Raw genomic sequence first — 24,663 nt, forward strand, 5'->3', positions numbered from 1 at the left:
GCCGCAAACGGGGTATCATAAGTTCCGTTCCATTAAGACCATCTGAAAGAGACTATTCTGGAATTCCTATGACCGAGCTGAAGAATGACCGCTTCCTGCGCGCTCTGGCGCGTCAGCCAGTTGATCGTACACCGGTATGGATGATGCGCCAGGCCGGCCGTTATCTGCCCGAATATCGTGCTACCCGGGAAAAAGCGGGTGATTTCCTCAGCTTGTGCCGAAACACGCCGCTGGCGTGTGAAGTAACACTGCAGCCGCTTGAGCGTTTCCCTCTGGATGCGGCCATCCTGTTCTCGGATATTCTGACCATTCCCGATGCTCTGGGGCTGGGGCTTTACTTTGAAACCGGTGAAGGCCCTAAATTCAAAAACACGATTCGTTCCGCAGCAGACGTGGATGCATTGCCGAACATCAAGGCAGACGTCGACCTCGACTATGTCATGAACGCTGTCTCCACTATTCGCAGCGCGCTCAATGGCAGTGTGCCACTGATTGGTTTTTCCGGCAGCCCATGGACGCTGGCAACCTATATGGTGGAAGGCGGTTCCTCAAAGGACTTCCGCGAAGCCAAGAAGCTGGCGTACGGTCAGCCGGACGTAATGCACCGGTTGCTGGATCACCTGGCGGATGCCGTGATTGATTACCTGAACAGCCAGATCAAAGCGGGCGCCCAGGTGGTGCAGATCTTTGATACCTGGGGTGGAATACTCAGTGGCTGGGCCTATGAAGCCTTCTCCCTGCAGTACATGCGCAAGATTGTGAACGGCCTGATCCGCGAAGCCGACGGTCGCCACGTGCCGGTGATTCTGTTTACCAAAAACGGCGGTCAGTGGCTGGAATCCATGGCAGATACGGGCGCAGACGCTGTGGGTCTGGACTGGACCACAGATATTGGCGATGCGCGGGCGCGTGTAGGCGATCGCGTAGCCTTGCAGGGCAACCTGGACCCCACCATGCTGTATGCGCCTAAAGAACGGATTCGTGAAGAGGTAGGAGATATCCTGCGTCGTTACGGTTCAGGCCCGGGTCATATCTTCAACCTTGGTCATGGTATTACTCCGGAAGTGGATCCGGAGCATGCGAAAGCATTCATTGAAGCGGTTGTTGAGCTGAGCCCGGAATACCACCGCTGATTCAGCGGAGAGCTATTGCAGCCCTGGTCAGAGTTCTTCCAGGGCTGTGAGGGCCTCGCTGAGTTTGGTGACCGGAATCACCTTCATGCCGTCAATCGGCTTGCGTGGGGCGTTGGATTTCGGCACCAGGGCACGGGTAAAGCCATGCTTTGCCGCCTCGTAAATCCGTTCCTGGCCGCTGGGCACAGGGCGGATCTCTCCTGATAGTCCCACCTCGCCAAAGATCACAAGGTCCTGGGGCAGGGCACGATCACGAAACGACGACACAATGGCCGCCAGAAGCGCCATGTCTGCACTGGTTTCGTTTACTTTCACGCCGCCAACGACGTTCACAAACACATCCTGATCCGATACGTGCAGCCCTCCGTGACGGTGCAGTACCGCCAGGAGCATGGCCACCCGGTTCTGATCCAGGCCAACAGCCACGCGCCGGGGATAGCCGCCCTGGGCCATGTCGACCAGCGCCTGAATTTCCACCAGCATGGGTCTGGTGCCTTCCCAGACCACCATCACCACACTGCCCGGTGCTGCGTCTTCACCACGGTTCAGGAAGATGGCGCTGGGGTTCTTTACTTCCTTCAGGCCCTGCTCGAGCATGGCAAATACGCCCAGCTCGTTTACAGCACCAAAGCGGTTCTTGATGCCCCGAAGGGTGCGGTAACGGCTGTCGCTGGAGCCTTCCAGCAGAATGGAGCAATCAATCATATGCTCCAGAACCTTGGGGCCGGCCAGGCTGCCATCCTTGGTGACGTGGCCCACCAGAAACAGGATGATGCCAGTCTGCTTGGCAAAGCGGGTGAGAAAGGCTGCGCTTTCACGCACCTGTGACACAGAGCCGGGAGCCGACTCTATATCGGCCACGTGCATGACCTGAATACTATCCACCACCAGAATCCGTGGCTTTTCTGTTTCAGCGACCTGCATGACCCGCTCAACGCTGGTCTCGGACAGCATTTTGAGATCGCTGGTAGGCAGGCCCAGGCGCTTGGCGCGCATGGCAACCTGTTGCAGGGATTCTTCACCGGTCACATAGAGCGCCGGAACGCTGCCGGCCAGGTGACATACAGCCTGGAGCAGCAGGGTACTTTTACCAGCACCTGGTTGCCCGCCCATAAGCACGGCGGAGCCTTCCACCAGTCCGCCTCCCAGCACCCGGTCAAACTCCTGCATGCCGGTGCTGATGCGCTCCTGTTCAGCAAGGCTGACGGCATCAAGGCTCTGCACGCTGGAGAGGCTGCCGGCAAAGCCTTCAAAGCGAACGCCCCGGGCGCCTTTGGCGTTACTGCTGACGCCCCGGACTTCGGTAACGGTGTTCCAGGCCTGGCAGGCCGTGCACTGGCCCTGCCACTTGGAATAGTCTGCACCGCATTCGGTGCAGACGTAGGAGGTTTTAGCTTTTGCCATCAGGCCAGCTTCTTGTACTTCATGCGCTGGGGCTGCATGGCAGAATCCCCTTTGCGCTTCTTGTAGTCGGCGTCGTACTCGGTGAAGTTGCCTTCAAAGTAAATCACCTCGCCGTCATCCTCAAAGGCCAGGATGTGGGTGGCCACCCGGTCGAGGAACCAGCGGTCGTGAGAGATGACCAGCGCCGAGCCCGGGAAATTCAGCAGGGCCTCTTCCAGAGCCCGCAGGGTTTCCACGTCAAGGTCGTTGGTGGGTTCGTCCAGCAGCAGCACGTTGCCGCCCTGTTTCAGCAGTTTGGCCAGGTGCAGGCGGTTACGCTCACCACCGGACAGGTCACCGACCCGCTTTTGCTGGTCGCTGCCCTTGAAGTTGAAGCGGCCCACGTATGCCCGCGACGGGGTTTCGTAGTTGCCCACTTTGATGATGTCGTTTCCGTCGGACAGTTCTTCCCAGACGGTGTTGCCATCATTCAGATCGCGCATCTGGTCCACATAGGCCAGGTCGACAGTCTCGCCAATGGTAATGTCGCCAGAATCCGGTTTGTCGTACCCGGCAATCAGTTTGAAGAGGGTGGACTTGCCCGCACCGTTACCCCCGATAATGCCCACAATGGCGCCGGGAGGTACGCTGAAGGAGACGTCTTCATAAAGCAGGCGATCACCAAACGATTTACTGATGTTCTCTACTTCAATCACCTTGTTGCCCAAGCGGGGGCCGGGTGGAATGTACAGCTCGTTGGTCTCGTTGCGCTTCTGGAACTCCTGGGAGTTCATCTCCTCAAAGCGGGCAAGACGGGCCTTGCTTTTGGACTGGCGGCCCTTGGCATTGGAGCGCACCCATTCCAGTTCTTCTTTAATGGCCTTCTGGTGAGAAGCTTCCTGCTTGGCTTCCATCTCCAAGCGCTTTTCCTTGTTTTCCAGCCACTGGCTGTAGTTGCCTTCAAATGGAATGCCCTGACCACGGTCCAGTTCCAGAATCCAGCCGGCTACGTTGTCCAGGAAGTAGCGGTCGTGGGTGATGGCAACCACGGTACCGTCGTAATCATGGAGGAAGCGCTCCAGCCAGGCGACGGATTCCGCATCCAGGTGGTTTGTAGGCTCGTCCAGAAGCAGCATGTCCGGGCCGGAGAGCAGCAGACGGCACAGGGCCACACGGCGGCGCTCACCGCCGGACAGAACGTTTACTTTCTGGTCCCAGGGCGGAAGGCGCAGAGCATCTGCGGCTACTTCCATTTTGCGCTCGATGTCGTGGCCATCGGTGGCTTGTACGATGGCTTCCAGCTCGCCCTGTTTTTTCGCCAGTTCGTCAAAATCAGCATCCGGTTCTGCATAGGCTGCATAAACCTGGTCCAGTTCGGCCAGTGCGTTGTGAACGTGGGCCACGGCTTCATCAACGATTTCCTTAACGGTTTTGTCTTCGTCAAGCTCCGGCTCCTGGGGCAGGTAGCCGATATTGATGCCGGGCTGTGGCCGCGCTTCGCCTATGTAATCCTGGTCGACGCCGGCCATAATACGCAGCAGCGTAGACTTACCGGCACCGTTGAGGCCGAGTACACCGATTTTGGCGCCCGGGAAAAAGCTCAGGGAAATATCCTTGAGGATCTCGCGCTTGGGTGGAACCACCTTGCCCACGCGATTCATGGTGTATACGTACTGAGCCATAAAGGCGTTGTCCTCTTTGAAAACGAGATTTTAATAGGTTTGTAAGGTATCTAAACCCGGAAACTATAGCAATTTAGGCTAGGCCTGCGATATGGGTATGGCGGTATGTGCGCACTGTATAAAGGATGATTTCCAACCCGGTAATGGGCTAGAATAGGCGGCCAAATTTTACGTGATCCCGGAAGGCAGTTCTGCGAACTCTCCGGGCCAGTCAAGCACACAGGGGCAGCCACTGATGTTTAATCGTGATATGAAGATCGCCGGTTTCGACGACGAACTCTGGAACGCTATGCAGGCGGAAAGCAAACGCCAGGAAGCTCATATTGAGCTGATTGCATCAGAGAACTACACCAGCCCGAGGGTGATGGAAGCCCAGGGCAGCGACCTGACGAACAAGTATGCCGAGGGGTATCCCGGCAAGCGTTACTACGGTGGCTGTGAGTTTGTCGATATTGCCGAGCAGCTGGCGATTGACCGCGCCAAAGAACTGTTTGGTGCGGCGTACGCTAACGTACAGCCACACTCCGGCTCCCAGGCTAACTCAGCGGTTTTCATGGCGCTGGCCAACCCTGGCGATACCGTGCTGGGAATGAGCCTGGCTCACGGTGGTCACCTGACCCACGGGGCAGGCGTAAACTTCTCCGGCAAGATCTATAACGCGGTGCAGTATGGTATTGATACAGACACCGGTCTGATTGATTACGAAGAGCTGGAAGCCCTGGCGGTTGAGCACAAGCCCAAAATTATTATTGCCGGTTTCTCGGCATACTCTCAGGAGCTGGACTTTGCCCGCTTCCGGGAAATTGCAGACAAAGTGGGCGCCTACCTGTTTGTGGATATGGCGCACGTGGCCGGTCTGGTGGCGGCAGGTGTCTATCCGGACCCTGTGCCCCACGCCCATGTGGTTACCACCACAACCCACAAGACATTGCGCGGCCCCCGTGGCGGCCTGATTCTGGCCTGTGACGATGAGGCTCTGCACAAAAAACTGAACTCTGCGGTCTTCCCGGGTGGACAGGGTGGTCCGCTGATGCACGTGATTGCAGCCAAGGCGATCTGCTTCAAGGAAGCCATGAGCGAAGAGTTCAAGACCTACCAGAAGCAGGTCCTGAAGAACGCGGAAGCCATGGCGAGCGTATTTGTCGATCGCGGCTATGATGTGGTTTCCGGCGGCACCAAAAACCACCTGTTCCTGGTCAGCCTTATCAAGCAGGACATTACCGGTAAGGATGCAGATGCGGCTCTGGGCCGTGCCAACATTACTGTGAACAAGAACGCGGTCCCCAATGATCCGCGCTCGCCTTTTGTAACCTCAGGCCTGCGCCTGGGGACGCCTGCGGTCACCACCCGTGGTTTCGGTGAGGTTGAGTGCCGGGAGCTGGCGGGCTGGATTTGTGACATTCTTGACAATCTGGATGACGAGGCGGTTATCAACCAGGTCCGCGAACAGGTTGAAACCCTGTGCGCGCGGTTCCCGGTCTACGCCTAAGCATCCTCTCCGGAGTTCGTTGTATGCATTGTCCTTTCTGTGGTGAAGCGGATACCAAGGTTATTGACTCGCGTCTTGTGGCCGAGGGCGATCAGGTGCGCCGCCGCAGAGAGTGCTTTACCTGCCGGGAGCGTTTTACCACCTTTGAAACGGCCGAGCTGGTGATGCCCCGAGTGGTCAAGCAGGACGGTACCCGGCAGCCATTCGATGAAGAAAAGCTGCGCTCGGGGCTGATGAAAGCGCTGGAAAAGCGCCCGGTCAGTATCGAGGAAATTGATGCCGCGCTGAACCGCATCAACTACCGTCTGCGGGCTGCCGGTGAGCGTGAGGTGAAATCGATGCAGCTGGGCGAAGAGGTGATGACCGAGCTGCGTCAGCTCGACAAGGTCGCCTATGTTCGCTTTGCGTCGGTGTACAGAAGCTTTCAGGACATTAACGAATTCAAGGATGAGATAGAGCGGCTATCGGCCACCAATGGCGAGGCCGCGGCTGATATGGCGAAAGCGCTGGCGGAAAACCATACATCTGAAGGAAAAAAATGACCGAATACCGGGAACGGTCCATGATGGCCCGGGCTGTGCAACTGGCATGGCGGGGCCGTTACTCAACGCACCCCAACCCCAGGGTTGGGTGTGTGATAGCCCGTGGCGACACGATTCTGGGCGAGGGCTGGCATGAGCGCGCCGGAGAAGCCCACGCAGAAGCCCGGGCGCTGAGTCAGGCCGGGGCAGCAGCGCGGGGCGCAACGGCGTACATCACCCTGGAGCCCTGCAGTCATTTTGGCCGCACGCCACCGTGCGCGCGGGCCCTGATAGATGCGGGGATCTCACGGGTATTCGCGGCGACCCAGGATCCGAACCCCTCGGTTTCCGGTCGGGGAGTGGAGATGCTGCGCGAGGCCGGTATACGGGTGAGTGTCGGACTGCTCGCAGATGAGGCCGCACAGTTGAACCCGGGGTTCATGAAACGAATGAACACCGGGCGCCCCTGGGTACGGCTGAAAATGGCCGCCAGTCTTGATGGTCGTACGGCCATGGCCTCGGGGGAAAGTCAGTGGATTACCGGTGATGAAGCCCGTCGTGATGTGCAGCGGTTAAGAGCGGTTAGCGATGCCATTCTTACAGGCGTAGGTACCGTGCTTGCGGATAACCCGTCACTCACCGTACGCCGCGAAGAGCTTGGCGATATCGGCAGAGCCACAGAGCCCTCACGGCAACCGTTACGGGTGATTGCCGACAGAGACGCCAGAACACCGCCGGCTGCCACTATTCTGCGTGGCGGCAAGGTTCATGTGTTCTGCGCCTCGTCCACCATCGACACTGCACCGGCACAGGATCTTGCTGCGCTGGGGATCCGCCTCAAAGGTGTTGCCTGGAAGGATAACGGTGTGGATGTGGCCGAGCTTCTGGATTCGCTGGGCGCGCTCGGGATTAATGAACTGCTGGTAGAGGCCGGGCCGACACTGGCTGGCACATTTATCAGTGAGAACCTGGTGGATGAGCTCTGGCTGTATCAGGCCCCGGTTTTTCTGGGCAGTACGGGCCGGCCAACGGCGCATCTTCCGCTTGAAACCATGGCCGAAAAAGTCGAGTGGACGGTAAAGGATCGGCGACAGGTGGGTGAGGATCAGCGATTAATCCTTGTCCGCCGCTAGGTGTTTAAATTCATGGTGTGCTACTGAGCTTTTGTCTGAAGAGCAAAGGGCGCATTGCAAGGGTGCAAAACGGTATGGCACTGAACAGCGTTGAAGAAATTGTTGAAGACATCCGCCAGGGTAAGATGGTTATCCTGATGGACGACGAAGACCGGGAGAATGAAGGCGATCTGGTGATGGCTGCCGAGCACTGCTCCGCGGAAGACATCAACTTTATGGCCCGTTTTGGTCGTGGTCTCATCTGTATGCCTATGACCCGTGAGCGTTGTGAGCAGCTGGAGCTGCCGCTGATGGTGCAGCAGAACGCGTCAGGCTTTGGTACCAAGTTTACCCTGTCAATCGAGGCAGCCACGGGTGTTACTACGGGTATTTCTGCGGCCGACCGCGCGCGCACAGTACAGGCAGCGGTTGCCCGCAACGCCAGGCCCTCAGATCTGGTACAGCCGGGCCATATTTTCCCGCTGATGGCGGATCCGGGCGGCGTGCTCAGCCGTGCAGGCCATACAGAGGCCTCCTGCGATCTGGCCTCCCTGGCAGGCTGTGAGCCCGCCGGCGTTATTTGTGAAATCATGAACGACGATGGCTCCATGGCGCGCCGGGAAGACCTGGAGCGTTTTGCTCAGGAGCATGGCCTTAAAATCGGCACTATCGCCGATCTGATTCACTACCGCACCACTCACGAACGCACCGTTGAGTGCATTGAAGAGAATCAGCTGGATACAGAGTACGGCGTGTTCAGGTTGCGGACGTACCGGGATGTTATCCAGGGTTCCACGCACCTTGCGATGGTGTGCGGGGATATCGCGGGCGATGAGCCTGTGCATGTGCGGGTTCATATTACCGACACACTCCGGGACCTGTTGGGTGCGCGCCGCAAGGACTCGCGCAGCTGGCCGCTGCACCATGCGCTTGAAAAAGTAGCTGCAGAAGGCCGGGGCGTTGTGGTTCTGCTGAACAGTGCAGAAGACAGCTACAACCTGGAAGACCGCATGCAGGATTTCTTTGATCAGGGGCAGGGTAAAGGCAGCTCTGGTGTCTACTTTACCGTGGGTACCGGTTCCCAGATTCTGCGGGATATAGGCGTCAGCAAGATGCGCCTGCTGAGTCCGCCGGTAAAATACTCAGCCATTTCCGGTTTTGACCTGGAAGTTGTTGAGTACATTCCGTATACCCCCGAATGATAAACCTGGCTACAGCACAATGGCTGTAGCCCGAGAAGGAGCCACCAATGGCAGATATTAAAGTAATTGAAGGTGATTTTACCCAGTGCTCAGGGCGTTATGCGCTGGTCGTGGGACGTTTTAACAGCTTTCTGGTGGAGAGCCTGGTAGATGGCGCCATCGACGCACTGCGTCGTCACGGCATTGCGGACAGTGACATTACCGTTGTGCGCGTTCCCGGGGCCTATGAAATGCCGCTGGCCGTTAAGCGGGTCGCCGAAACCGGTGCCCACGATGCCATCATTGCGCTCGGCGCCGTGATTCGTGGTGGAACGCCACACTTTGAATACGTGGCCGGTGAAGCCTCCAGTGGTATTGGCGCAGCAAGCCTGGAGACTGATGTTCCGGTCGCCTTCGGGGTGCTTACTGTCGATTCCATTGAGCAGGCCATCGAGCGTTCCGGTACCAAAGCAGGCAACAAAGGTGCTGAAGCGGCTGTGACAGCGCTGGAAATGGTTAGCCTGTTCAAGAAGCTGGGTGAGTGATGAGCGACACTGACGAGACCACCCCCCAGCCGGCACCGTCGGGTCAGCCAAAAGCTGGCGATCGGCGCCGTGCACGGGTTCTGGCAATGCAGGGGCTTTATCAGCGCCACTTTACCAAGAGCCCGATCTCCGACATTGAAGCCGAGTTCATGATCGACAATGACATGACGAAAGTGGACTCATTGTATTTCCGGGACGTTCTGCGCGGTGTTCATCGCGAGCAGGCCGAGCTGGATAAACTGATTGAGCCATTTCTCGACCGCCCGTTACCTGAAGTGGACCCGGTAGAGCTGGCTATTGTGCGCGTGGGGGCGTATGAGCTTCGCCACCGCCTGGACGTTCCTTACCGGGTAGTGATCAACGAAGGCATTGAGCTGGCAAAGCGTTTCGGTGGCACCGAAGGGCACAGGTTTGTGAACAGTGTGCTGGACAAGCTGGGCCGCCGCTTACGACTCGCTGAAACCCGCTCACTCTGACCGATGGGTGAGTTCGAACTGATCCGGCAATACTTCTTGCCGTTGGCGCAGCTGCCTGGCTCCGGCGCGGTTATCGTGGGGCCGGGCGATGATTGTGCTGTTCAGAGAGTTCCCCCTGGTCAGGACCTGGTTTTCTCCATCGACACGCTGGTTGAAGGCGTGCACTTTCCCCCGAATTATCGCCCGGATTTCCTGGCCTGGAGAGCGCTTGCGGTTGCTGCAAGCGATCTCGCAGCCATGGGGGCCGACCCTGATTGTTTTACGCTTGCGCTGACACTTCCTGAAGCCAGTGAGTCCTGGCTGCAGCAATTTGCCCATGGTCTGGGCCGCGCCGCCAGCCAGTTCGGTCTGTCCCTGGCTGGCGGTGATACAACCCGTGGCCCGTTAACGTTAAGTGTTCAGGTGCACGGGCTGGTGGAGCAGGGCGGCGCGCTACTGCGTTCCGGCGCCAGGGCTGGCGACCTGATTGTGGCCTCCGGCACCCTGGGCGATGCGGGCGCCGCTCTGGGCTTCCTGAGTGCCGGGGATGAACATCAGCTCGGGAACGATGAGCAGTTTCTGCTGGAGCGTTACCATCACCCCATTCCCAGGCTCAAGCTGGGTGCCGCCCTGAGAAGCAGGGCGACGGCTGCAATTGATATCTCCGATGGTCTGCTGGCGGATCTGGGGCATATTCTTGAAGCGTCCGGGGTGGGAGCCAGTATTGAAACTGCCAATGTGCCCCTGTCAGCGGCACTGCGCCGGGTAAAACAGCAACAGGCGTTGAATTATGCCCTGCATTCCGGCGATGATTATGAACTCTGTGCAACCATTCCCGAGGCGGTCTGGAAGGAAGCGCCTCAGTGGTTAAAGCACGAGCTTGCCGTGATTGGTGTTATTGATCCGGGACCCGGTTTGCGGGTTGATGGTGCTGCGACAGAGCCGGGCCCTGAGCCTGCGGGTTTTGATCATTTCAGGAGCAGTGTATGAGCCAGGAAGAGCAGTGGCCGGAGCCGGATGTCCCCCAGACCATTCTGCCGCCGGGGTTTCTGAAACATCCCGTACATCTGCTGGCCTTCGGGTTTGGCAGCGGGGCCGTGTCCCGGGCACCTGGCACCTGGGGGAGTCTGGCAGCTATTCCGATCTGGTACAGCTTTGCCTGGTTGCCAGCCTCAGCTTACTGGTCGATTGTTGCCCTGGCGTTTGTTCTGGGTATCTGGTTGTGTGGAAAGACTGCCACAGACCTGAAGGTGCATGACCACGGCGGTATTGTCTGGGATGAGTTTGTGGGCATGTGGATTGCCCTGGGGCTTTTCCCTGATCAGATATACGGTGTCTTGTCGGCATTTCTGGTCTTCAGGTTTTTTGATGTGCTCAAACCCTGGCCCATCAGCTGGCTCGATGAGCGCCTGCCCGGAGGCCTGGGGATCATGGTGGACGATGTGGTGGCCGGCGTTATGGCGCTTCCGTGCCTGCTGGCCATCGATATCTGGCTGATGCCCTACGTTGTTTAGTCCTGACAGGTTGCCCCCGCTGGCTGCCGCGTTCAGAATACGTCCCAGTTTCTTATCTGTGGCCTATCCGGGCCTCCCTGTGTTGTAAGGAGAAATAATGCGTGTTGTTCATGTTTTTCGTGCTGCCCTGACAGTACTGGCCCTGACGGTTGTTGCGGGTTGTTCCACTGCGGTTACCAAGCTTGAGACCTGGGAGGGCAGCCCGTCTGCTGCTGCAGAAGCCGCAACGCTGAAAGCTCCGGGCGCCATTCGCGTTACCCGGGTTAACGGGCGTTCCATGACCAACTATCTGATGGACGACTTGGCACTGGACTATGCGCTGTTACCAGGCGAAAACGAAGTGGTATTTACCTATAAGACCATCTGGGCCAAGTCGGGTGTTGTAGAGAATGGCGAATCCAAGGTTCATGTGATCAAGAGTGAGCCGCAGGTTGTGCGGTTTGATGCCAGTGCCAGTGAGACTTACCGGTTTGAATTTGATAAGCCCGGCTCCCGGAGAGAGGCCGAGCAGAGTATGCCGGAGTTCTCGGCGTCCATTGTTAACGCAGAGGGTGAAGTGATGGCCCGCTCTACCGACTGGTCTTCAGCTCGTAAAGCTCAGGCAGAGCGGACGCCATTGTCTGACGGTCAGGCATCTGGCGGGCAGGGTATGTCAGGCAGTGCTGACGCAGGCTCGCTGGAGCGCTTGAAGGCCACCTGGCAGACTGCGACCGAGGAAGAGAAAAAAGCGTTTCTGCGCTGGGCTTTCGAATAAGAGCCGGAGGTCAGGCCAGCCAGTCGGTAACCGCCGGGTCGCTGGTCAGCCTCTCCCAGAACCACATCAGTGCCTTGCCTTTATCGGTGGCGTGTCGGGCAGCCTGCAGAGATATCGGTTGCCTGGGCTCCGCTACCTGCTTCTCGATGAGTTCCCCGGACTCAAGCAGGGCGGTTATCCGGGAGCGGGGCAGCCAGCCTACCCCCAGGCCGGCTTTTTGTATGGCGATTTTATGACTGACCGTGGTTCCGGTCAGCGTGCGTTGCCGGTGAAAGATGCCGGCATGGCCTGCCGGCAGTGACCGGGAGGAATCGGCTGCAACTGCAGCGGGAAAGCGCAGAATGTCCTCCTCGCTCAACGGGACGTTAACCTGTGCCAGTGGGTGATCCGGCGCAACCGCAAAGACGAACTCCATAGCCCCGAGTGTCTGGCTGGCGAAGTTGCCGGCTGGCTTGCTGATATCATCCGCCCCCACAATCAGGTCCGCCCTGCGGTCCCGTAGCGCATCCCAGGTACCGGCAAACACCTCCTCTATAATCTGCACATCCACGGGAACGCCCATGGCATAAAAGTCCTTGATCGCCGGAAACAGGCATTCTGCCGGCAGCAAGGAGTTAATGCCGATGCGCAGAGTGGTTTCCCAGCCCTGTGCAACCTGTTGCGTTGAGTGTGCCAGGCTGGTGGCCGCATCAAGAAGGGTACGACCTTCCCGGAGCAGGTAATGGCCGGCGGGAGTGAGTTCAGCCTTGTGCCCGCTGCGATCAAAGAGAGAAACATTAAGGTCTTCTTCAAGTTTCTGCACGGTATAGCTTATCGCGGAGGGCACCCGGAACAAGGCGTTGGCGGCTCCGGCAAAGCTGCCTTTGCGGTCAATGGCGTCAAGAACTCTCAGGGCGTCTATAGTGATGGCTGTCTGCATGTTCGAATAATCTGATGGTGTTGGCCAGAATTGATTGCTTGAGAGAGTAGCAGTTTGGCCGCTATTGTAGCTATTACAGCATTGTAGAGATGGGAGTCAGACATGGGTCTTCTGGTAGACGGACAGTGGCATGATCATTGGTATGACACCAGTAAAACCGGTGGCAAGTTTGAGCGTGAGGCTGCGCGCTTCCGGAACTGGGTAACAGTAGATGGTTCCGCGGGGCCGGCAGGAGAAGGTGGCTTCAAGGCTGAGTCCGCGCGCTATCATTTGTACGTATCTCTGGCCTGTCCCTGGGCGCATCGCACGCTTATTTTCCGCAAGCTGAAAGGGCTTGAGAAGCACATTTCCGTATCCGTCGTGCATCCGGACATGGTCGAGAATGGCTGGGAGTTCCGGCCGGGCGAGAGTGAGCATACAGACGATCTGCACAACTTCCGTTTTATGCACCAGGTGTATACCAAGGCGGCGCCGGACTATTCAGGACGGGTAACGGTTCCGTCTCTGTGGGACAAGAAGCAGGAGACGATCGTCAGCAATGAGTCGGCAGACATTATCCGTATGTTCAATTCGGCCTTCGATGCTCTGGACGGTGTAAATGCCGACCTGGACCTCTATCCCGAGGCTCTCCGGGCAGACATTGATGCAGTGAATGAGCGGGTTTACAACACGGTTAATAACGGTGTGTACAAGGCGGGCTTTGCTACGGCTCAGGATCAGTATGAAAAGGCCTATGCCGAGCTGTTTGAGTCGCTGGACTGGCTGGAGACAAAGTTATCAGGGCAGAGGTATCTGACGGGGAGCACAATTACAGAAGCTGACTGGCGGTTGTTTACCACGCTGGTGCGGTTTGATGCGGTGTATTACAGCCACTTCAAGTGTAATCGTCAGCGGATCAGCGACTTTCCGGCGTTGTCAGGCTACGTGCGTGAGCTGTATCAGGTGCCCGGAGTGGCTGAAACCGTCAGTATTGATCAGATCAAGCGCCACTACTATGTGAGCCAGCGGACGATCAACCCGACACAGATTGTACCTGTGGGGCCGTCGCTGGACTTCACCTCTCCCCACGGGCGCGACAGTCTCAGCTGACCCGCGCCACGGCAACCTGGGCGAGTAGCTCCAGGGCTTCTTTATAGGGAGAGTCAGGAAGAGCTTTGAGAGCATCGGAGGCTTGCGCGGCTTCGGCTCTGGCTTTTTTCATGGTGTACTCCAGAGCCCCGGAGCTTTCCACAAGCCCGAGAATCCTGGGCAGGCTGTCCAGTCCGGCCTTGCGGATCGCCTGGCGGATAAGCTGGCGATCGTCTTCGGTGCTGCGAGTCATGGCATGGATCAGGGGCAATGTGGTTTTGCCTTCTGCCAGGTCGTCACCCACATTTTTCCCCATGGCTTCGGCATCACCCCGGTAATCCAGAACATCGTCTACCAGCTGAAACGCCAGCCCCAGGTGTTTGCCATAGTCTTTCAGCGCCTGCACCCGGGTCTCGCTGGCATTCGCCAGCAGGGCACCGGAATGGGACGAGGCTTCAAAGAGCATGGCGGTTTTGTTGTGAATTACCGTCATGTACTGCTCTTCGGTAATATCCGGGTTTTTCACGTTCATCAGCTGCATCACCTCGCCCTGGGCAATCACGGCCGTGGCCCGGGACAGTACGTCCATAATCGGCAGGTTTCGCAGCTCGACCATCATCTCGAATGAACGGGCATAGAGAAAATCGCCTACCAGAACGCTGGGAGCGTTACCCCATTGGGCATTGGCTGTTCTTCTGCCGCGGCGCATGTCAGAGGTGTCGACAACGTCATCGTGCAGCAGGGTGGCTGTGTGCAGGAATTCGATAACAACGGCCAGCTTGATATGCTCGTCGTCTGTATAGCCGGCAGCCTGACTGGCCAGTAACACCAGCAATGGACGCAGACGCTTGCCGCCGCTTTCAATGATATGCTGGGCTACTTTCTCCACCATGGGGACATCGGAGGCAAGCCGCTGGATGATCAGGTCATTAACACGGTTGAAGTCAGTTGCCACTGTGTCGTATATGCGCTGGGCTGTCATGCGGCTTTTAGGTCCCTTGCTGATGTCGTATGTGATGCGTGTTTTGATAATACAGGCAGGTCGCGGCAATCCTAGGTTTTGCTGCGGTTACTGTCAACTTGGCTTGTATTACCGCGTTGCTTTTCGTACAATCACGCGCCCAACTCATCCCAACCTGCGCTCCCTGCAATAGGGTTGCCGAAGCGCTTCCCTTAGAACCAGGCGGATAAGAGCAGGGATGGGTCAATCGCGGAGTAATGTTAATGTACGCAGTTATTGTAAGCGGTGGTAAGCAGCACCGTGTAAAAGAAGGCGAAACTCTGAAGCTGGAAAAGCTGGAAGCGGAAACCGGCGGCAGCGTTGAGTTTGATCGCGTTCTGCTGGTGGCCGATGGCGACAACGTTAAAGTTGGCGCACCGGTTGTAGACGGTGCCAAGGTTACCGCCGAGGTGGTTAGCCACGGACGTCATGATAAAGTTAATATCATCAAGTTCCGTCGTCGTAAGCACTCGATGAAGCGTCAGGGCCACCGTCAGTGGTTTACTGAAGTGAAGGTCACGGGTATCCAGGGCTGATCCCGGTAAACCCGGAAAAACCCTTTTAACAGGAGGCTAATCATGGCTCATAAAAAAGCAGCAGGTAGTACCCGTAACGGTCGGGATTCCGAGTCGAAACGGCTTGGGGTGAAGCGCTACGGCGGTGAAACAGTTTCTGCGGGCAGCATTATTGTTCGTCAGCGCGGAACCAGGTTCCACGCAGGCAGCAATGTTGGCCTGGGTAAAGACCACACTCTGTTTGCCAAGGCAAACGGTGAGGTCAAATTCGAAGTGAGAGGTCCGAAGAGCCGCAAGACTGTAAGTATCGTTCCAGCTGCGTAAGCAGCGGCGATCCGGTTCTTCAGAGCCTTAGGCAGCTCTTGTGCTGTGCTGTTGCAGCCAGCGGCAAGAGTCGCCCGGAGCCCCGCAAAGCTTCCCAGAGGCTGCGGGGCTTTTTGTTTATGCGCTATGCGCAAAGGGTTGAATCATGAAATTTGTAGACGAAGCCACCATCATTGTAGAGGCCGGAAAGGGCGGGCACGGTTGTCTGAGCTTCCGGCGTGAAAAGTACGTACCTAAGGGCGGTCCCGATGGCGGTGACGGCGGCGATGGTGGCTCCGTGTACCTGGAAGCGGAAGACTCCCTCAATACGCTGATTGATTACCGCTTTCAGCGTAAGCACAAGGCCGAAAATGGCGAGCCGGGTGCCGGGCGTAACTGCACAGGCACCAAGGGCAGCGACCTGGTCTTGCCGGTGCCGGTTGGCACCACGGTGGTGGATATGGATACCCACGAAGTGCTGGGGGATCTGACTCGTATTGGTCAGCGTCTCAAAGTGGCTCAGGGCGGTTTTCACGGACTTGGAAACACCAGATTCAAGTCGTCTGTAAACCGGGCGCCCCGCCAGACTACTAAAGGCTCTGAAGGGGAACTCCGGAATCTGCGTCTTGAGCTGAAGGTGCTTGCGGATGTGGGGCTGTTGGGTATGCCCAATGCCGGCAAATCCACCTTTATCCGGTCTGTGTCTGCCGCTACGCCGAAGGTAGCGGATTACCCGTTTACCACTCTGGTGCCGAACCTGGGGGTGGTGAGTGTACAGGCGCACCAGAGCTTTGTGGTTGCGGATATTCCGGGGCTGATTGAGGGCGCTGCAGAAGGTGCCGGCCTTGGCGTCCGCTTCCTTAAACACCTGGTGCGCACCCGGTTGCTGTTGCACCTTGTAGATGTAGCTCCTTATGACGGCTCCTCTCCGGCTGATGCGGTGCGGGTGATTGTTAACGAGCTGGAAAAGTTCAGTGAAACACTGGCCGGGCGTGAACGCTGGCTGGTGCTGAACAAGGTCGACATGGTGCCGGAGGATGAGCGTGAGGCGCATTGTCAGGCAATTATTGACGAGCTGGGCTGGCAGGGACCGGTGTTCAGAATTTCTGCATTAAGCGGTGAGGGCACCAAGCCGCTGACACAGGCTGTTATGCGCTGGATTGAGGAGCGCGCCGAGGAAGAGGTTGAGAATCCTGAGGCAGCTGAGCGTGAAGCTGAAAGACGCCGGCAGATGGACGAAGAAGCCCGGGTCGGTATTGAGGAAGAAAAACTGGCCCGCAGAGCTGCCCGTGAAGAAGACGAAGACGACTTTGACGACGATGACGACGGCGTTGAGGTCATTTATGCGCCGGACTGAAGAGAGGTAACACCCCTGTCATGAGTGAACGTGCCCAGCTTGGCCAGGCCCGCCGCCTGGTTGTGAAAATCGGAAGTGCGCTGCTAACCAACGACGGTCGCGGTCTGGACGTTGCAGCATTGGGGGTCTGGGTTGATCAGATGGTCGAGTTGGTGCAGCAGGGTGTTGAGCTGGTTGTCGTGTCTTCAGGCTCTGTAGCCGAAGGCATGAGCCGTCTGGGCTGGGCCCGGCGTCCGGACCAGTTGCATGAGCTTCAGGCCGCCGCTGCTGTGGGGCAGATGGGGCTGGTGCAGACCTGGGAGGCTCAGTTCAAGCGCCATGGTATTCATACTGCCCAGGTGCTGCTGACTCATGATGACCTGTCTGACCGTAAGCGCTATCTGAATGGACGCAGTACTCTGAGAGCATTGCTGGATGTGGGCGTAGTGCCCATCGTAAACGAAAACGATACGGTGGTGACCGACGAGATCCGCTTTGGCGATAATGACACCTTGGGGGCGTTGGTTGCCAATCTCGTGGAAGCGGATGGGCTGATTATTCTGACTGATCAGTTGGGGCTGTTTGATAAAGACCCGCGCAAGAACCCGGATGCGAGCCTGGTGACGGAGCGTTACGCTGGCGATCGCGATCTGAATGCTATGGCCGGTGGCAGTGCTGGCGCTCTCGGTCGGGGTGGTATGCAGACCAAGCTGCGTGCCGCGCGCCTGGCTGCTCGCTCAGGGGCTTTTACAGTCATTGCCGGTGGGCGGATTGAAGGTGTGTTGTCGCGTTTACGTCAGGGTGATGTTGTGGGCACTTTATTGCTGCCCGAACAGGGGCGCACAGCGGCCCGCAAGCAGTGGCTGGCCAGTCATCTGCAAACCCGTGGCAAACTGACGCTGGATGATGGCGCGGTCAGTGTACTCCGCCAGGGTGGGCGCAGCCTGCTTCCGGTTGGGGTGCGGGATGTGGTCGGACAGTTTCGCCGTGGCGAGATGGTGTCGTGTGTTGCTCTTGACGGGGCAGAAGTTGCCCGGGGTCTGGTGAACTATGATGCGGTGGATGCCAGGGCCATAGCTGGTCGGCCAAGCAGCAGCATTAATGAGATTCTGGGCTATATCTCCGATGAAGAAATGATTCACCGGGATAATATGGTCATTATCTGAAACAAAAAAACCGGCCTGAGGGCCGGTTTTTACTAACGCTATAATGCAATTCAGAGCTGGATGTTATCAGGCGCTCTTCAGTGCTTTGATTTTAGCGTTCATGCGGCTCTTCTGGCGCGCAACCTTGTTCTTTGCAAAAACGCCTTTGTTGACCATGCTGTCCATGATCGGCTGGGCAGTTTTGAAAGCAGCCTGGGCTTCTTCATAGTTGCCGGCATCGATCTGGGCCTGAACTTTTTTCATGTAGGTGCGTGTCATTGAGCGCAGGCTTGCGTTGTGCTTGCGGTTTTGCTCGTTCTGACGTGCGCGCTTTTTGGATTGCGGGGTATTTGCCACCGTAAAACTCCTGAAAGTACTTGAACTCGTTTCTGAATGATTCGTATGGAAAACCCTGGCCAGACTACCATCCAGAGGTTCCGTTAAAATCGCGGGCGCGCCCATAACCAGCGCGTCGAAATAAATGACGCGAAACTATGCCGCTCAAACCCGAAAAAGTCAATACCGCTGGCATCGCTCCCTTGGCATAAATAGCCTGTGGTAAGCTCGACGGCCCGATTCATACAAGTGTAGCACGGAACCATAGGCTGAATGTCATCACAAGCTGAGAAACGAACCGAACAAAAAGCACCAGGCAAGGCGCCCGGCCTGCTTCGCTCATCCGGGCTGGTGGGGATTATGACCATGCTTTCCCGGGTGCTTGGGCTGGTCCGGGATATTGTGATTGCCCGTTATTTTGGTGCCGGCGCCGGCGCAGACGCATTTTTTGTGGCCTTCAAGATTCCGAACTTTTTACGGCGACTGTTCGCAGAGGGGGCGTTCTCTCAGGCTTTCGTACCCGTGCTTTCATCCTATCGGGAAAACCAGCCGGTTTCGGAAGTAAAGCGACTGGTGGATGCGGTTGCCGGATCGCTGGGGTTGGTTTTGCTGGGTATCACTCTGGTGCCCATGCTGGGTGCGCCGCTGCTGACGGCGGTGTTTGCCCCTGGGTTTCTCGGCGATGAGGTCAAGTTCGCACTGACCAGCGATATGCTGCGGATCACGTTTCCTTACCTGCTGATGATTTCCCTGACCGCGTTCGCCGGCGGTATTCTGAACAGCTACGACCGCTTTGCGGTGCCTGCATTTACACCGGTACTGCTTAATCTGGCCATGATCGGAGCTGCGGTTTACCTCACGCCGCTGATGAGTGAGCCGGTTATGGCGCTGGCCTGGGGGGTGTTTATTGCCGGGGCATTGCAGCTCTTTTTCCAGCTGCCTTTCCTGATGCGGCTGGGGTTAATGCCGCGTCCGCGGGTGGATTACCGGCACGAAGGTGTCAGCCGTATCCTGAAGCTGATGCTGCCGGCGCTGTTTGGTGTATCGGTCAGCCAGATCAATCTGTTGCTGGACACGGTGCTGGCATCGTTCCTGGAAACCGGCAGTGTCTCCTGGCTGTACTATTCCGACCGGCTCTCGGAGTTGCCCCTCGGGGTCTTCGGCATTGCCATAGGCACGGTTATTCTGCCCAGCCTGTCCCGCAAGCACGCAGCCGCCTCTTCAGAGCAGTTTGCCGCGACACTGGACTGGGCTGTGCGTGCCGTGCTGCTTATCGGCGTGCCGGCCGCCATTGCGCTGGCGCTGCTTGCAGAGCCACTGATCGCAACGTTGTTTCATTATGGCGAGGTAACCGATCGGGATGTGATGATGTCGGCCCGAAGTTTGCGCGCATACTCTGCCGGTCTGTTGGCGTTCATGATTATAAAGGTTCTGGCGCCGGGCTTTTTCGCGCGCCAGGACACCCGCACACCGGTGAAGATCGGGGTGATTGCCATGGTTGCCAATATGGTCTTCAACCTGGTGCTTGTTTTCCCGCTGGCCCATGCCGGCCTGGCCCTGGCTACTTCACTTTCAGCCTGGCTTAACGCAACCTTGTTGTGGCGTGGTCTGCGGCGCGAAGGCGCCTGGAAAAGTCAGCCTGGCTGGGGAAAGTTCCTGGTTCAGATCGGGCTGGCGAACGGCGCCATGGTTGCTGTTATCCTGTGGCTGAACAGTTCTGTGTGGCGCTGGCTGACGGCGGAAGCCATCGAGCGATCCCTGTATATGGCCATGCTGGTCGTGGCGGGCGGTGGCACTTACTTTATTGTGCTGGCCCTGTCCGGGGTGAGGATAAGACATTTCCGCCAAAGGTAAGGTATAATCGCGCGTTTTCTCACCAGCGTTTTTGTACACTGAACGAGCGCTGAAAGCCATCTGGCAAATAAAGGTGCGCATTGCATGCGTCTTATCCGGAGCCTGACCAACCTGAAGAAGCTCTCCGGGCGGGGAGATTCCCCGCTGGCAAGCGGCTGCGTGGCTACTATTGGCAACTTCGACGGCGTTCATCTGGGCCATCAGACCATTATCGAGCAGGTGAAAAGTAAAGCGGCGGCGTTAAATCTGCCCTCGGTGGTCATGATTTTCGAGCCGCAGCCCAGGGAGTTTTTTCAGGGCATGGAGGCGCCGCCCCGTTTGTTCGGGTTTCGGCAGAAGCTGGAAGCCCTGCGGGCAGCCGGCGTGGATATCGTGCTTTGCCTGAGGTTTGACGCCGCTTTTCGCAGCTATTCGGGCATGGGCTTTATCAACGATGTGCTGATCGATGGGCTGGCGGTGCGACACCTGGTTGTCGGTGACGACTTCCGCTTTGGCTGCGACCGTGCAGGCGACTTCCGATTGCTGGAAGAGGTGGGTAAAACGGCCGGTTATTCCGTGGAAAACACCCGCACCGTTACCGTGGCCGGGGAGCGGGTAAGCAGTACCCGTATTCGTAACCTGCTGCTGGATAATGAGCTGCAAAAAGCTGAGGCCCTGCTTGGCAAACCCTACTGCATTCGCGGGAAGGTTGTGTATGGACGGCAGCTGGGTCGGCAGATCGGGGCCCCCACCGCCAATGTTCTTCTGCGCCAGATGCCAGCCCTGCGCGGGGTGTATGTTGTTGGTGTTACCCTGGCAGACGGCACTATAAAGCACGGCGTTGCCAACATCGGCCTGCGGCCCACAGTGGATGGCAGGCAGCCAGCCCTGGAAGTGCACCTGTTTGACTTTACTGGCACACTTTACGGCCAGCGTATAGACGTTGTGTTCCGCCATGGACTGCGGGACGAGGAAAAATTTGAATCCATCGATGCGCTCAAGGCGCAGATAGCCAGAGATTTCGACGCCGCCAAGGCGTGGCTGGCACAGCATCACTGACCCACACTGACCAAAAGAGTACGCACACAAACCATGAGCGACTACAAGCACACTCTGAATCTGCCGGAAACCGCGTTTCCCATGCGCGGCAACCTGGCCAAGCGCGAGCCCGAGATGCTCAAGCGCTGGCAAGACCTGAACGTATACGCCAACCTGCGTAAGCAACGGGAAGGTCGGGAAAAGTTCATTCTTCATGATGGCCCTCCCTACGCCAACGGCAGCATTCACATTGGTCATGCGGTTAACAAGATTCTGAAGGATATGATTGTGAAGTCCCGCGGTTTCATGGGCTTTGATGCGCCCTATGTGCCAGGCTGGGACTGCCATGGTCTGCCCATTGAGCACAAGGTTGAGCAGGAAATCGGCAAAGCCGGGGTGAAGGTTGATTACAAAACCTTCCGCCAGGCCTGCCGGGACTACGCCACCAAACAGATTGCCGGGCAAAAAGCGGACTTTACCCGTCTGGGCATTATGGGCGAATGGGACAAGCCCTACCTCACCATGGACCCGAAAGTAGAGGCTGGCATTGTGCGGGCACTGGGCAAGATTGTGGCCAAAGGCCACCTTGTGCGCGGGTACCGGCCGGTTTACTGGAGTGTGGTGGGTCAGTCCGCACTGGCAGAGGCCGAAGTGGAGTATCAGGATAAAACCTCCACGCAGATTGATGTGCGCTTCACCGTGGTTGACCAAAGCAAGGCGCTGGCACTGTTCGATACGGACAAGGGTGAGGGTGATGTGTCCGTGGTTATCTGGACCACCACGCCCTGGACCATCCCGGCGAACCAGGCTGTATCACTAAACGCAGACCTGGAGTATGCGCTGGTCCAGGTTGATGCCGGTAATGGCCCGGAACGCATGATTCTTGCGGCGGCCATGGTGGAAGACATCATGGCGCGCTGGGAAATTGAAGACTATGAAGTGTTGGGCACCTGTATGGGGACAGACCTTGAGCTCTTGTCTCTGCACCACCCGATCTACGACAAACAGGTGCCGGCGATTCTGGGTGATCACGTATCCACTGATGCAGGTACCGGGGCGGTCCATACTGCACCGGACCACGGTATGGAAGACTTCCTGGTTGGCAAGGACTACAGCATTGATACCCTCAACCTGGTGCAGGCGAATGGTACCTACACCAGCGCTGCCGGGGAATTTGCGGGTATTCATGTGTATAAAGCGGATGAGCCCGTCTGCGAGGCGCTTGAGCGTGAAGGCAAGCTGGTGCGCAAGGAACAGTTCCGCCACAGCTTCCCCCATTGCTGGCGTACCAAAACGCCACTGATTTACCGCGCAACCCCTCAGTGGTTTATCAGCATGGACAAGGAAAACCTCCGGGCAGATGCTTTGGAGGCAATCAAGGGTGTGCGCTGGGTTCCTGCCTGGGGGCAGAGCCGGATTGAAGCCATGTTCCAGCAGTCGCCGGACTGGTGTGTGTCGCGCCAGCGCACCTGGGGCGTACCCATCACCCTGTTTATTCATAAAGAAACCCAGGAATTGCACCCGGATACCCAGAGCCTGATTGAAAAAGTGGTCCAGATCATCGAAACCGATGGCATTGACGCCTGGTACGACCTGGACACCAGTGAGTTGCTGGGTGATGACGCTGAGCACTACGAGAAAGTGCTGGACACCCTGGACGTGTGGTTCGACTCAGGCGTGACCCACGAATCCGTTCTGCGTGTGCGCCCGGAGCTGGGGCAGTTTCCGGCTGACCTGTATCTGGAAGGCTCGGATCAGCACCGTGGCTGGTTTCAGTCGTCACTGAAAACCTCCATAGCCATGAACGGGGTGGCGCCTTACAAGCAGGTGCTGACCCACGGCTTCACCGTGGACGGCAAAGGTCTGAAGATGTCCAAATCTATGGGCAACGTGATTGCGCCCCAGGAGGTCATGAACGAGCTGGGGGCAGACATCCTGCGTTTGTGGGTGGCGGCAACCGACTACAGTGGCGAGATGACGGTTTCCAAAGGCATCCTGAAACAAACCGCGGATGGCTACCGACGCATACGGAACACGTCCCGTTTCCTGCTGAGCAACCTGACAGGGTTTGACCCTCAGCAGCACATGGTGGCGCCGGAGGACATGATTGCGCTGGACCGCTGGATGGTAGACCGCACGCTGCAACTGCAGAACGAGCTGCATGAGGATTATGAGAACTACGCGTTCCTGCGGATTTCCCAGAAAGTGTACAGCTTCTGCGAGGCCACACTCGGCGGGTTCTATCTTGATATTATCAAGGACCGTCAGTACACCACCCAGGCCGATAGCCTCGCCCGGCGCTCATGCCAGACGGCGCTGCACCACGTAATAGAGGCGCTGGCGCGCTGGGTTGCGCCCATTCTCAGTTTCACCGCCGACGAAATCTGGCAGCATCTGCCGGGAGAGCACGGTGACACTGTGTTCTATGAAACCTGGTACGAAGGCCTGACCGCACTCCCGGACAATGCTGAACTGAGCCGTGATTACTGGCACCGGATTTACAGTGTGAAGGAAGCCGTTAACAAGTGCCTGGAAGAAGCCCGTGTGCGCGGTGAAATCAAAGGCTCACTGAGCGCTGAAGTAACACTCTACTGCGATGCAGACCTGGCGGCAGACCTGGAATACCTGGGAGAAGAGCTGCGCTTTGTGCTGATTACATCCGAAGCCACTGTAAGGCCGATATCCGAGGCGGGCAGCGCCGAGGTGACCGGTTATGAAGGCTTGCGCGTAGCAGTTGTACCAGCTGCAAACACCAAGTGCGAGCGTTGCTGGCATCACCGTGAAGACGTAGGCAGCCATGAGACCTATCCGGATCTTTGTGGTCGCTGTATTACCAACGTTGAAGGAACGGGCGAAACCCGCTCGTTTGCCTGATGCACATGACAATGAGTAAGCCGGTAACCGGAACCAAGCTGAAATGGCTCTGGCTGGCAGCGCTGGTGGTTGCAGTGGATCTTGGCACCAAGGCCATGGCGACCGCGATGCTGACCTACGCCAGCCCGGTGCCGGTTATGCCCATGTTCAACCTGACGCTGCTGCACAACACAGGGGCTGCGTTCAGTTTTTTGGCCGGTGCTGCTGGCTGGCAGCGTTGGTTTTTTGTAGCCCTGGCATTGGTGGTCAGTGTGGTTCTGACAGGCTGGCTGAGAAAACTCCGGCACCATGAAACCTGGACCGCTATTGCCATTGCACTGATACTGGGGGGCGCCATTGGCAACGTATACGACCGGGTAGTGCACGGTTATGTTGTCGATTTTCTGCATTTTTACTGGCAGGACTGGCACTTTCCCGCATTCAATCTGGCTGACACTGCAATTACCATAGGTGCAGCCATGATGATTCTTGATGTATTCCGCAAGCCGGCTGACCCCGACGAAGCGGCGAAAGGGAGCGAGTAACGC

Annotated in this window: 24 protein-coding genes; 19 read left to right on the plus strand and 5 right to left on the minus strand. The window is 57.5% G+C overall.

Annotated elements, in window-relative coordinates; translation table 11 throughout:
- The first annotated feature begins 68 nt into the window (after positions 1-68).
- Positions 69-1,133, plus strand: coding sequence for a uroporphyrinogen decarboxylase (gene hemE, locus FFI95_RS14740; RefSeq protein ID WP_144823796.1), 1,065 nt, complete (start codon positions 69-71; stop codon positions 1,131-1,133).
- A 27-nt stretch (positions 1,134-1,160) separates the two neighbouring features.
- Here hemE and radA read toward each other — a convergent pair whose 3' ends face one another.
- Together radA and ettA are read right to left on the minus strand one after the other, a co-directional pair.
- On the minus strand, positions 1,161-2,537 hold the full coding sequence (gene radA, locus FFI95_RS14745) for a DNA repair protein RadA (RefSeq protein ID WP_144823797.1): 1,377 nt from the start codon (positions 2,535-2,537) through the stop codon (positions 1,161-1,163).
- Positions 2,537-4,198 carry an energy-dependent translational throttle protein EttA gene (ettA, locus tag FFI95_RS14750; RefSeq protein WP_144823798.1) on the minus strand — a complete coding sequence of 554 codons (1,662 nt, stop codon included), beginning with the start codon at positions 4,196-4,198 and terminating at the stop codon, positions 2,537-2,539. Before ettA ends, radA begins: the two co-directional genes overlap by 1 nt.
- A gap of 235 nt (positions 4,199-4,433) precedes the next feature.
- Here ettA and glyA point away from each other — a divergent pair, with 235 nt between their 5' ends.
- The 9 genes from glyA (at position 4,434) to FFI95_RS14795 (ending at position 11,769) form a co-directional block, all read left to right on the plus strand.
- Complete coding sequence (glyA, locus tag FFI95_RS14755) at positions 4,434-5,687, plus strand: serine hydroxymethyltransferase (protein WP_144823799.1); 1,254 nt, start codon at positions 4,434-4,436, stop codon at positions 5,685-5,687.
- Positions 5,688-5,710: 23 nt separating this feature from the next.
- On the plus strand, positions 5,711-6,229 hold the full coding sequence (nrdR, locus tag FFI95_RS14760; protein ID WP_144823800.1) for a transcriptional regulator NrdR: 519 nt from the start codon (positions 5,711-5,713) through the stop codon (positions 6,227-6,229).
- The gene (gene ribD, locus FFI95_RS14765; RefSeq protein ID WP_144823801.1) at positions 6,226-7,341 is read left to right on the plus strand and encodes a bifunctional diaminohydroxyphosphoribosylaminopyrimidine deaminase/5-amino-6-(5-phosphoribosylamino)uracil reductase RibD; all 1,116 of its coding nucleotides are present in this window, start codon (positions 6,226-6,228) and stop codon (positions 7,339-7,341) included. The genes nrdR and ribD overlap by 4 nt, the downstream gene beginning before the upstream one ends.
- A gap of 74 nt (positions 7,342-7,415) precedes the next feature.
- Positions 7,416-8,522, plus strand: coding sequence for a bifunctional 3,4-dihydroxy-2-butanone-4-phosphate synthase/GTP cyclohydrolase II (gene ribBA / locus FFI95_RS14770; protein ID WP_144823802.1), 1,107 nt, complete (start codon positions 7,416-7,418; stop codon positions 8,520-8,522).
- Positions 8,523-8,569: 47 nt separating this feature from the next.
- Entirely contained in the window at positions 8,570-9,046 is a 477-nt protein-coding gene (gene ribH / locus FFI95_RS14775; protein ID WP_144823803.1) for a 6,7-dimethyl-8-ribityllumazine synthase, read from the plus strand.
- Positions 9,046-9,522: a transcription antitermination factor NusB gene (gene nusB / locus FFI95_RS14780; protein ID WP_144823804.1), complete on the plus strand. Its 477-nt coding sequence runs from the start codon at positions 9,046-9,048 to the stop codon at positions 9,520-9,522. Before ribH ends, nusB begins: the two co-directional genes overlap by 1 nt.
- A 3-nt stretch (positions 9,523-9,525) precedes the next feature.
- Positions 9,526-10,491 (plus strand): thiamine-phosphate kinase, encoded by a 966-nt coding sequence (gene thiL / locus FFI95_RS14785; RefSeq protein ID WP_144823805.1) that lies wholly within the window; start codon positions 9,526-9,528, stop codon positions 10,489-10,491.
- Complete coding sequence (locus FFI95_RS14790; RefSeq protein ID WP_144823806.1) at positions 10,488-11,015, plus strand: phosphatidylglycerophosphatase A family protein; 528 nt, start codon at positions 10,488-10,490, stop codon at positions 11,013-11,015. Before thiL ends, FFI95_RS14790 begins: the two co-directional genes overlap by 4 nt.
- Before the next feature lie 97 nt (positions 11,016-11,112).
- Entirely contained in the window at positions 11,113-11,769 is a 657-nt protein-coding gene (locus FFI95_RS14795) for a DUF2057 family protein (protein WP_144823807.1), read from the plus strand.
- A 10-nt stretch (positions 11,770-11,779) separates the two neighbouring features.
- On the opposite strand, the gene FFI95_RS14800 is transcribed toward FFI95_RS14795, so the two are convergent.
- Positions 11,780-12,688 (minus strand): LysR substrate-binding domain-containing protein, encoded by a 909-nt coding sequence (locus FFI95_RS14800; RefSeq protein ID WP_144823808.1) that lies wholly within the window; start codon positions 12,686-12,688, stop codon positions 11,780-11,782.
- 102 nt (positions 12,689-12,790) lie between these two features.
- On the opposite strand from FFI95_RS14800, the gene FFI95_RS14805 reads away from it, so the two are divergent.
- Positions 12,791-13,777, plus strand: coding sequence for a glutathione S-transferase family protein (locus FFI95_RS14805; protein ID WP_144823809.1), 987 nt, complete (start codon positions 12,791-12,793; stop codon positions 13,775-13,777).
- On the opposite strand, the gene FFI95_RS14810 is transcribed toward FFI95_RS14805, so the two are convergent.
- On the minus strand, positions 13,770-14,738 hold the full coding sequence (locus tag FFI95_RS14810) for a polyprenyl synthetase family protein (protein ID WP_144823810.1): 969 nt from the start codon (positions 14,736-14,738) through the stop codon (positions 13,770-13,772). The two genes, FFI95_RS14805 and FFI95_RS14810, sit on opposite strands and share 8 nt — an antisense overlap.
- 242 nt (positions 14,739-14,980) lie before the next feature.
- Here FFI95_RS14810 and rplU point away from each other — a divergent pair, with 242 nt between their 5' ends.
- From rplU to proB, 4 genes are all read left to right on the plus strand, one after another.
- On the plus strand, positions 14,981-15,292 hold the full coding sequence (gene rplU / locus FFI95_RS14815; protein ID WP_144823811.1) for a 50S ribosomal protein L21: 312 nt from the start codon (positions 14,981-14,983) through the stop codon (positions 15,290-15,292).
- A gap of 42 nt (positions 15,293-15,334) precedes the next feature.
- Positions 15,335-15,595, plus strand: coding sequence for a 50S ribosomal protein L27 (gene rpmA / locus FFI95_RS14820; RefSeq protein ID WP_144823812.1), 261 nt, complete (start codon positions 15,335-15,337; stop codon positions 15,593-15,595).
- Positions 15,596-15,740: 145 nt separating this feature from the next.
- A complete protein-coding gene (cgtA, locus tag FFI95_RS14825) occupies positions 15,741-16,931 on the plus strand; it encodes an Obg family GTPase CgtA (protein WP_144823813.1) in 1,191 nt (396 codons plus the stop codon).
- A 20-nt stretch (positions 16,932-16,951) separates the two neighbouring features.
- Entirely contained in the window at positions 16,952-18,076 is a 1,125-nt protein-coding gene (proB, locus tag FFI95_RS14830) for a glutamate 5-kinase (RefSeq protein ID WP_144823814.1), read from the plus strand.
- Between the two features lie 66 nt (positions 18,077-18,142).
- Here the strand turns inward: proB and rpsT are convergent, their stop codons facing one another.
- A complete protein-coding gene (gene rpsT, locus FFI95_RS14835; protein ID WP_144823815.1) occupies positions 18,143-18,412 on the minus strand; it encodes a 30S ribosomal protein S20 in 270 nt (89 codons plus the stop codon).
- A gap of 252 nt (positions 18,413-18,664) precedes the next feature.
- Here rpsT and murJ point away from each other — a divergent pair, with 252 nt between their 5' ends.
- From murJ to lspA, 4 genes are all read left to right on the plus strand, one after another.
- The gene (murJ, locus tag FFI95_RS14840) at positions 18,665-20,245 is read left to right on the plus strand and encodes a murein biosynthesis integral membrane protein MurJ (RefSeq protein ID WP_144823816.1); all 1,581 of its coding nucleotides are present in this window, start codon (positions 18,665-18,667) and stop codon (positions 20,243-20,245) included.
- An 84-nt stretch (positions 20,246-20,329) separates the two neighbouring features.
- Entirely contained in the window at positions 20,330-21,283 is a 954-nt protein-coding gene (ribF, locus tag FFI95_RS14845; RefSeq protein WP_144823817.1) for a bifunctional riboflavin kinase/FAD synthetase, read from the plus strand.
- A 33-nt stretch (positions 21,284-21,316) separates the two neighbouring features.
- A complete protein-coding gene (ileS, locus tag FFI95_RS14850) occupies positions 21,317-24,136 on the plus strand; it encodes an isoleucine--tRNA ligase (protein WP_144823818.1) in 2,820 nt (939 codons plus the stop codon).
- A gap of 5 nt (positions 24,137-24,141) precedes the next feature.
- The gene (lspA, locus tag FFI95_RS14855; protein ID WP_425463067.1) at positions 24,142-24,660 is read left to right on the plus strand and encodes a signal peptidase II; all 519 of its coding nucleotides are present in this window, start codon (positions 24,142-24,144) and stop codon (positions 24,658-24,660) included.
- The last annotated feature ends 3 nt before the right edge of the window (positions 24,661-24,663 follow it).

The sequence above is a fragment of the Marinobacter piscis genome (genome assembly GCF_007671655.1).
Classification (GTDB): Bacteria; Pseudomonadota; Gammaproteobacteria; order Pseudomonadales; family Oleiphilaceae; genus Marinobacter; species Marinobacter piscensis.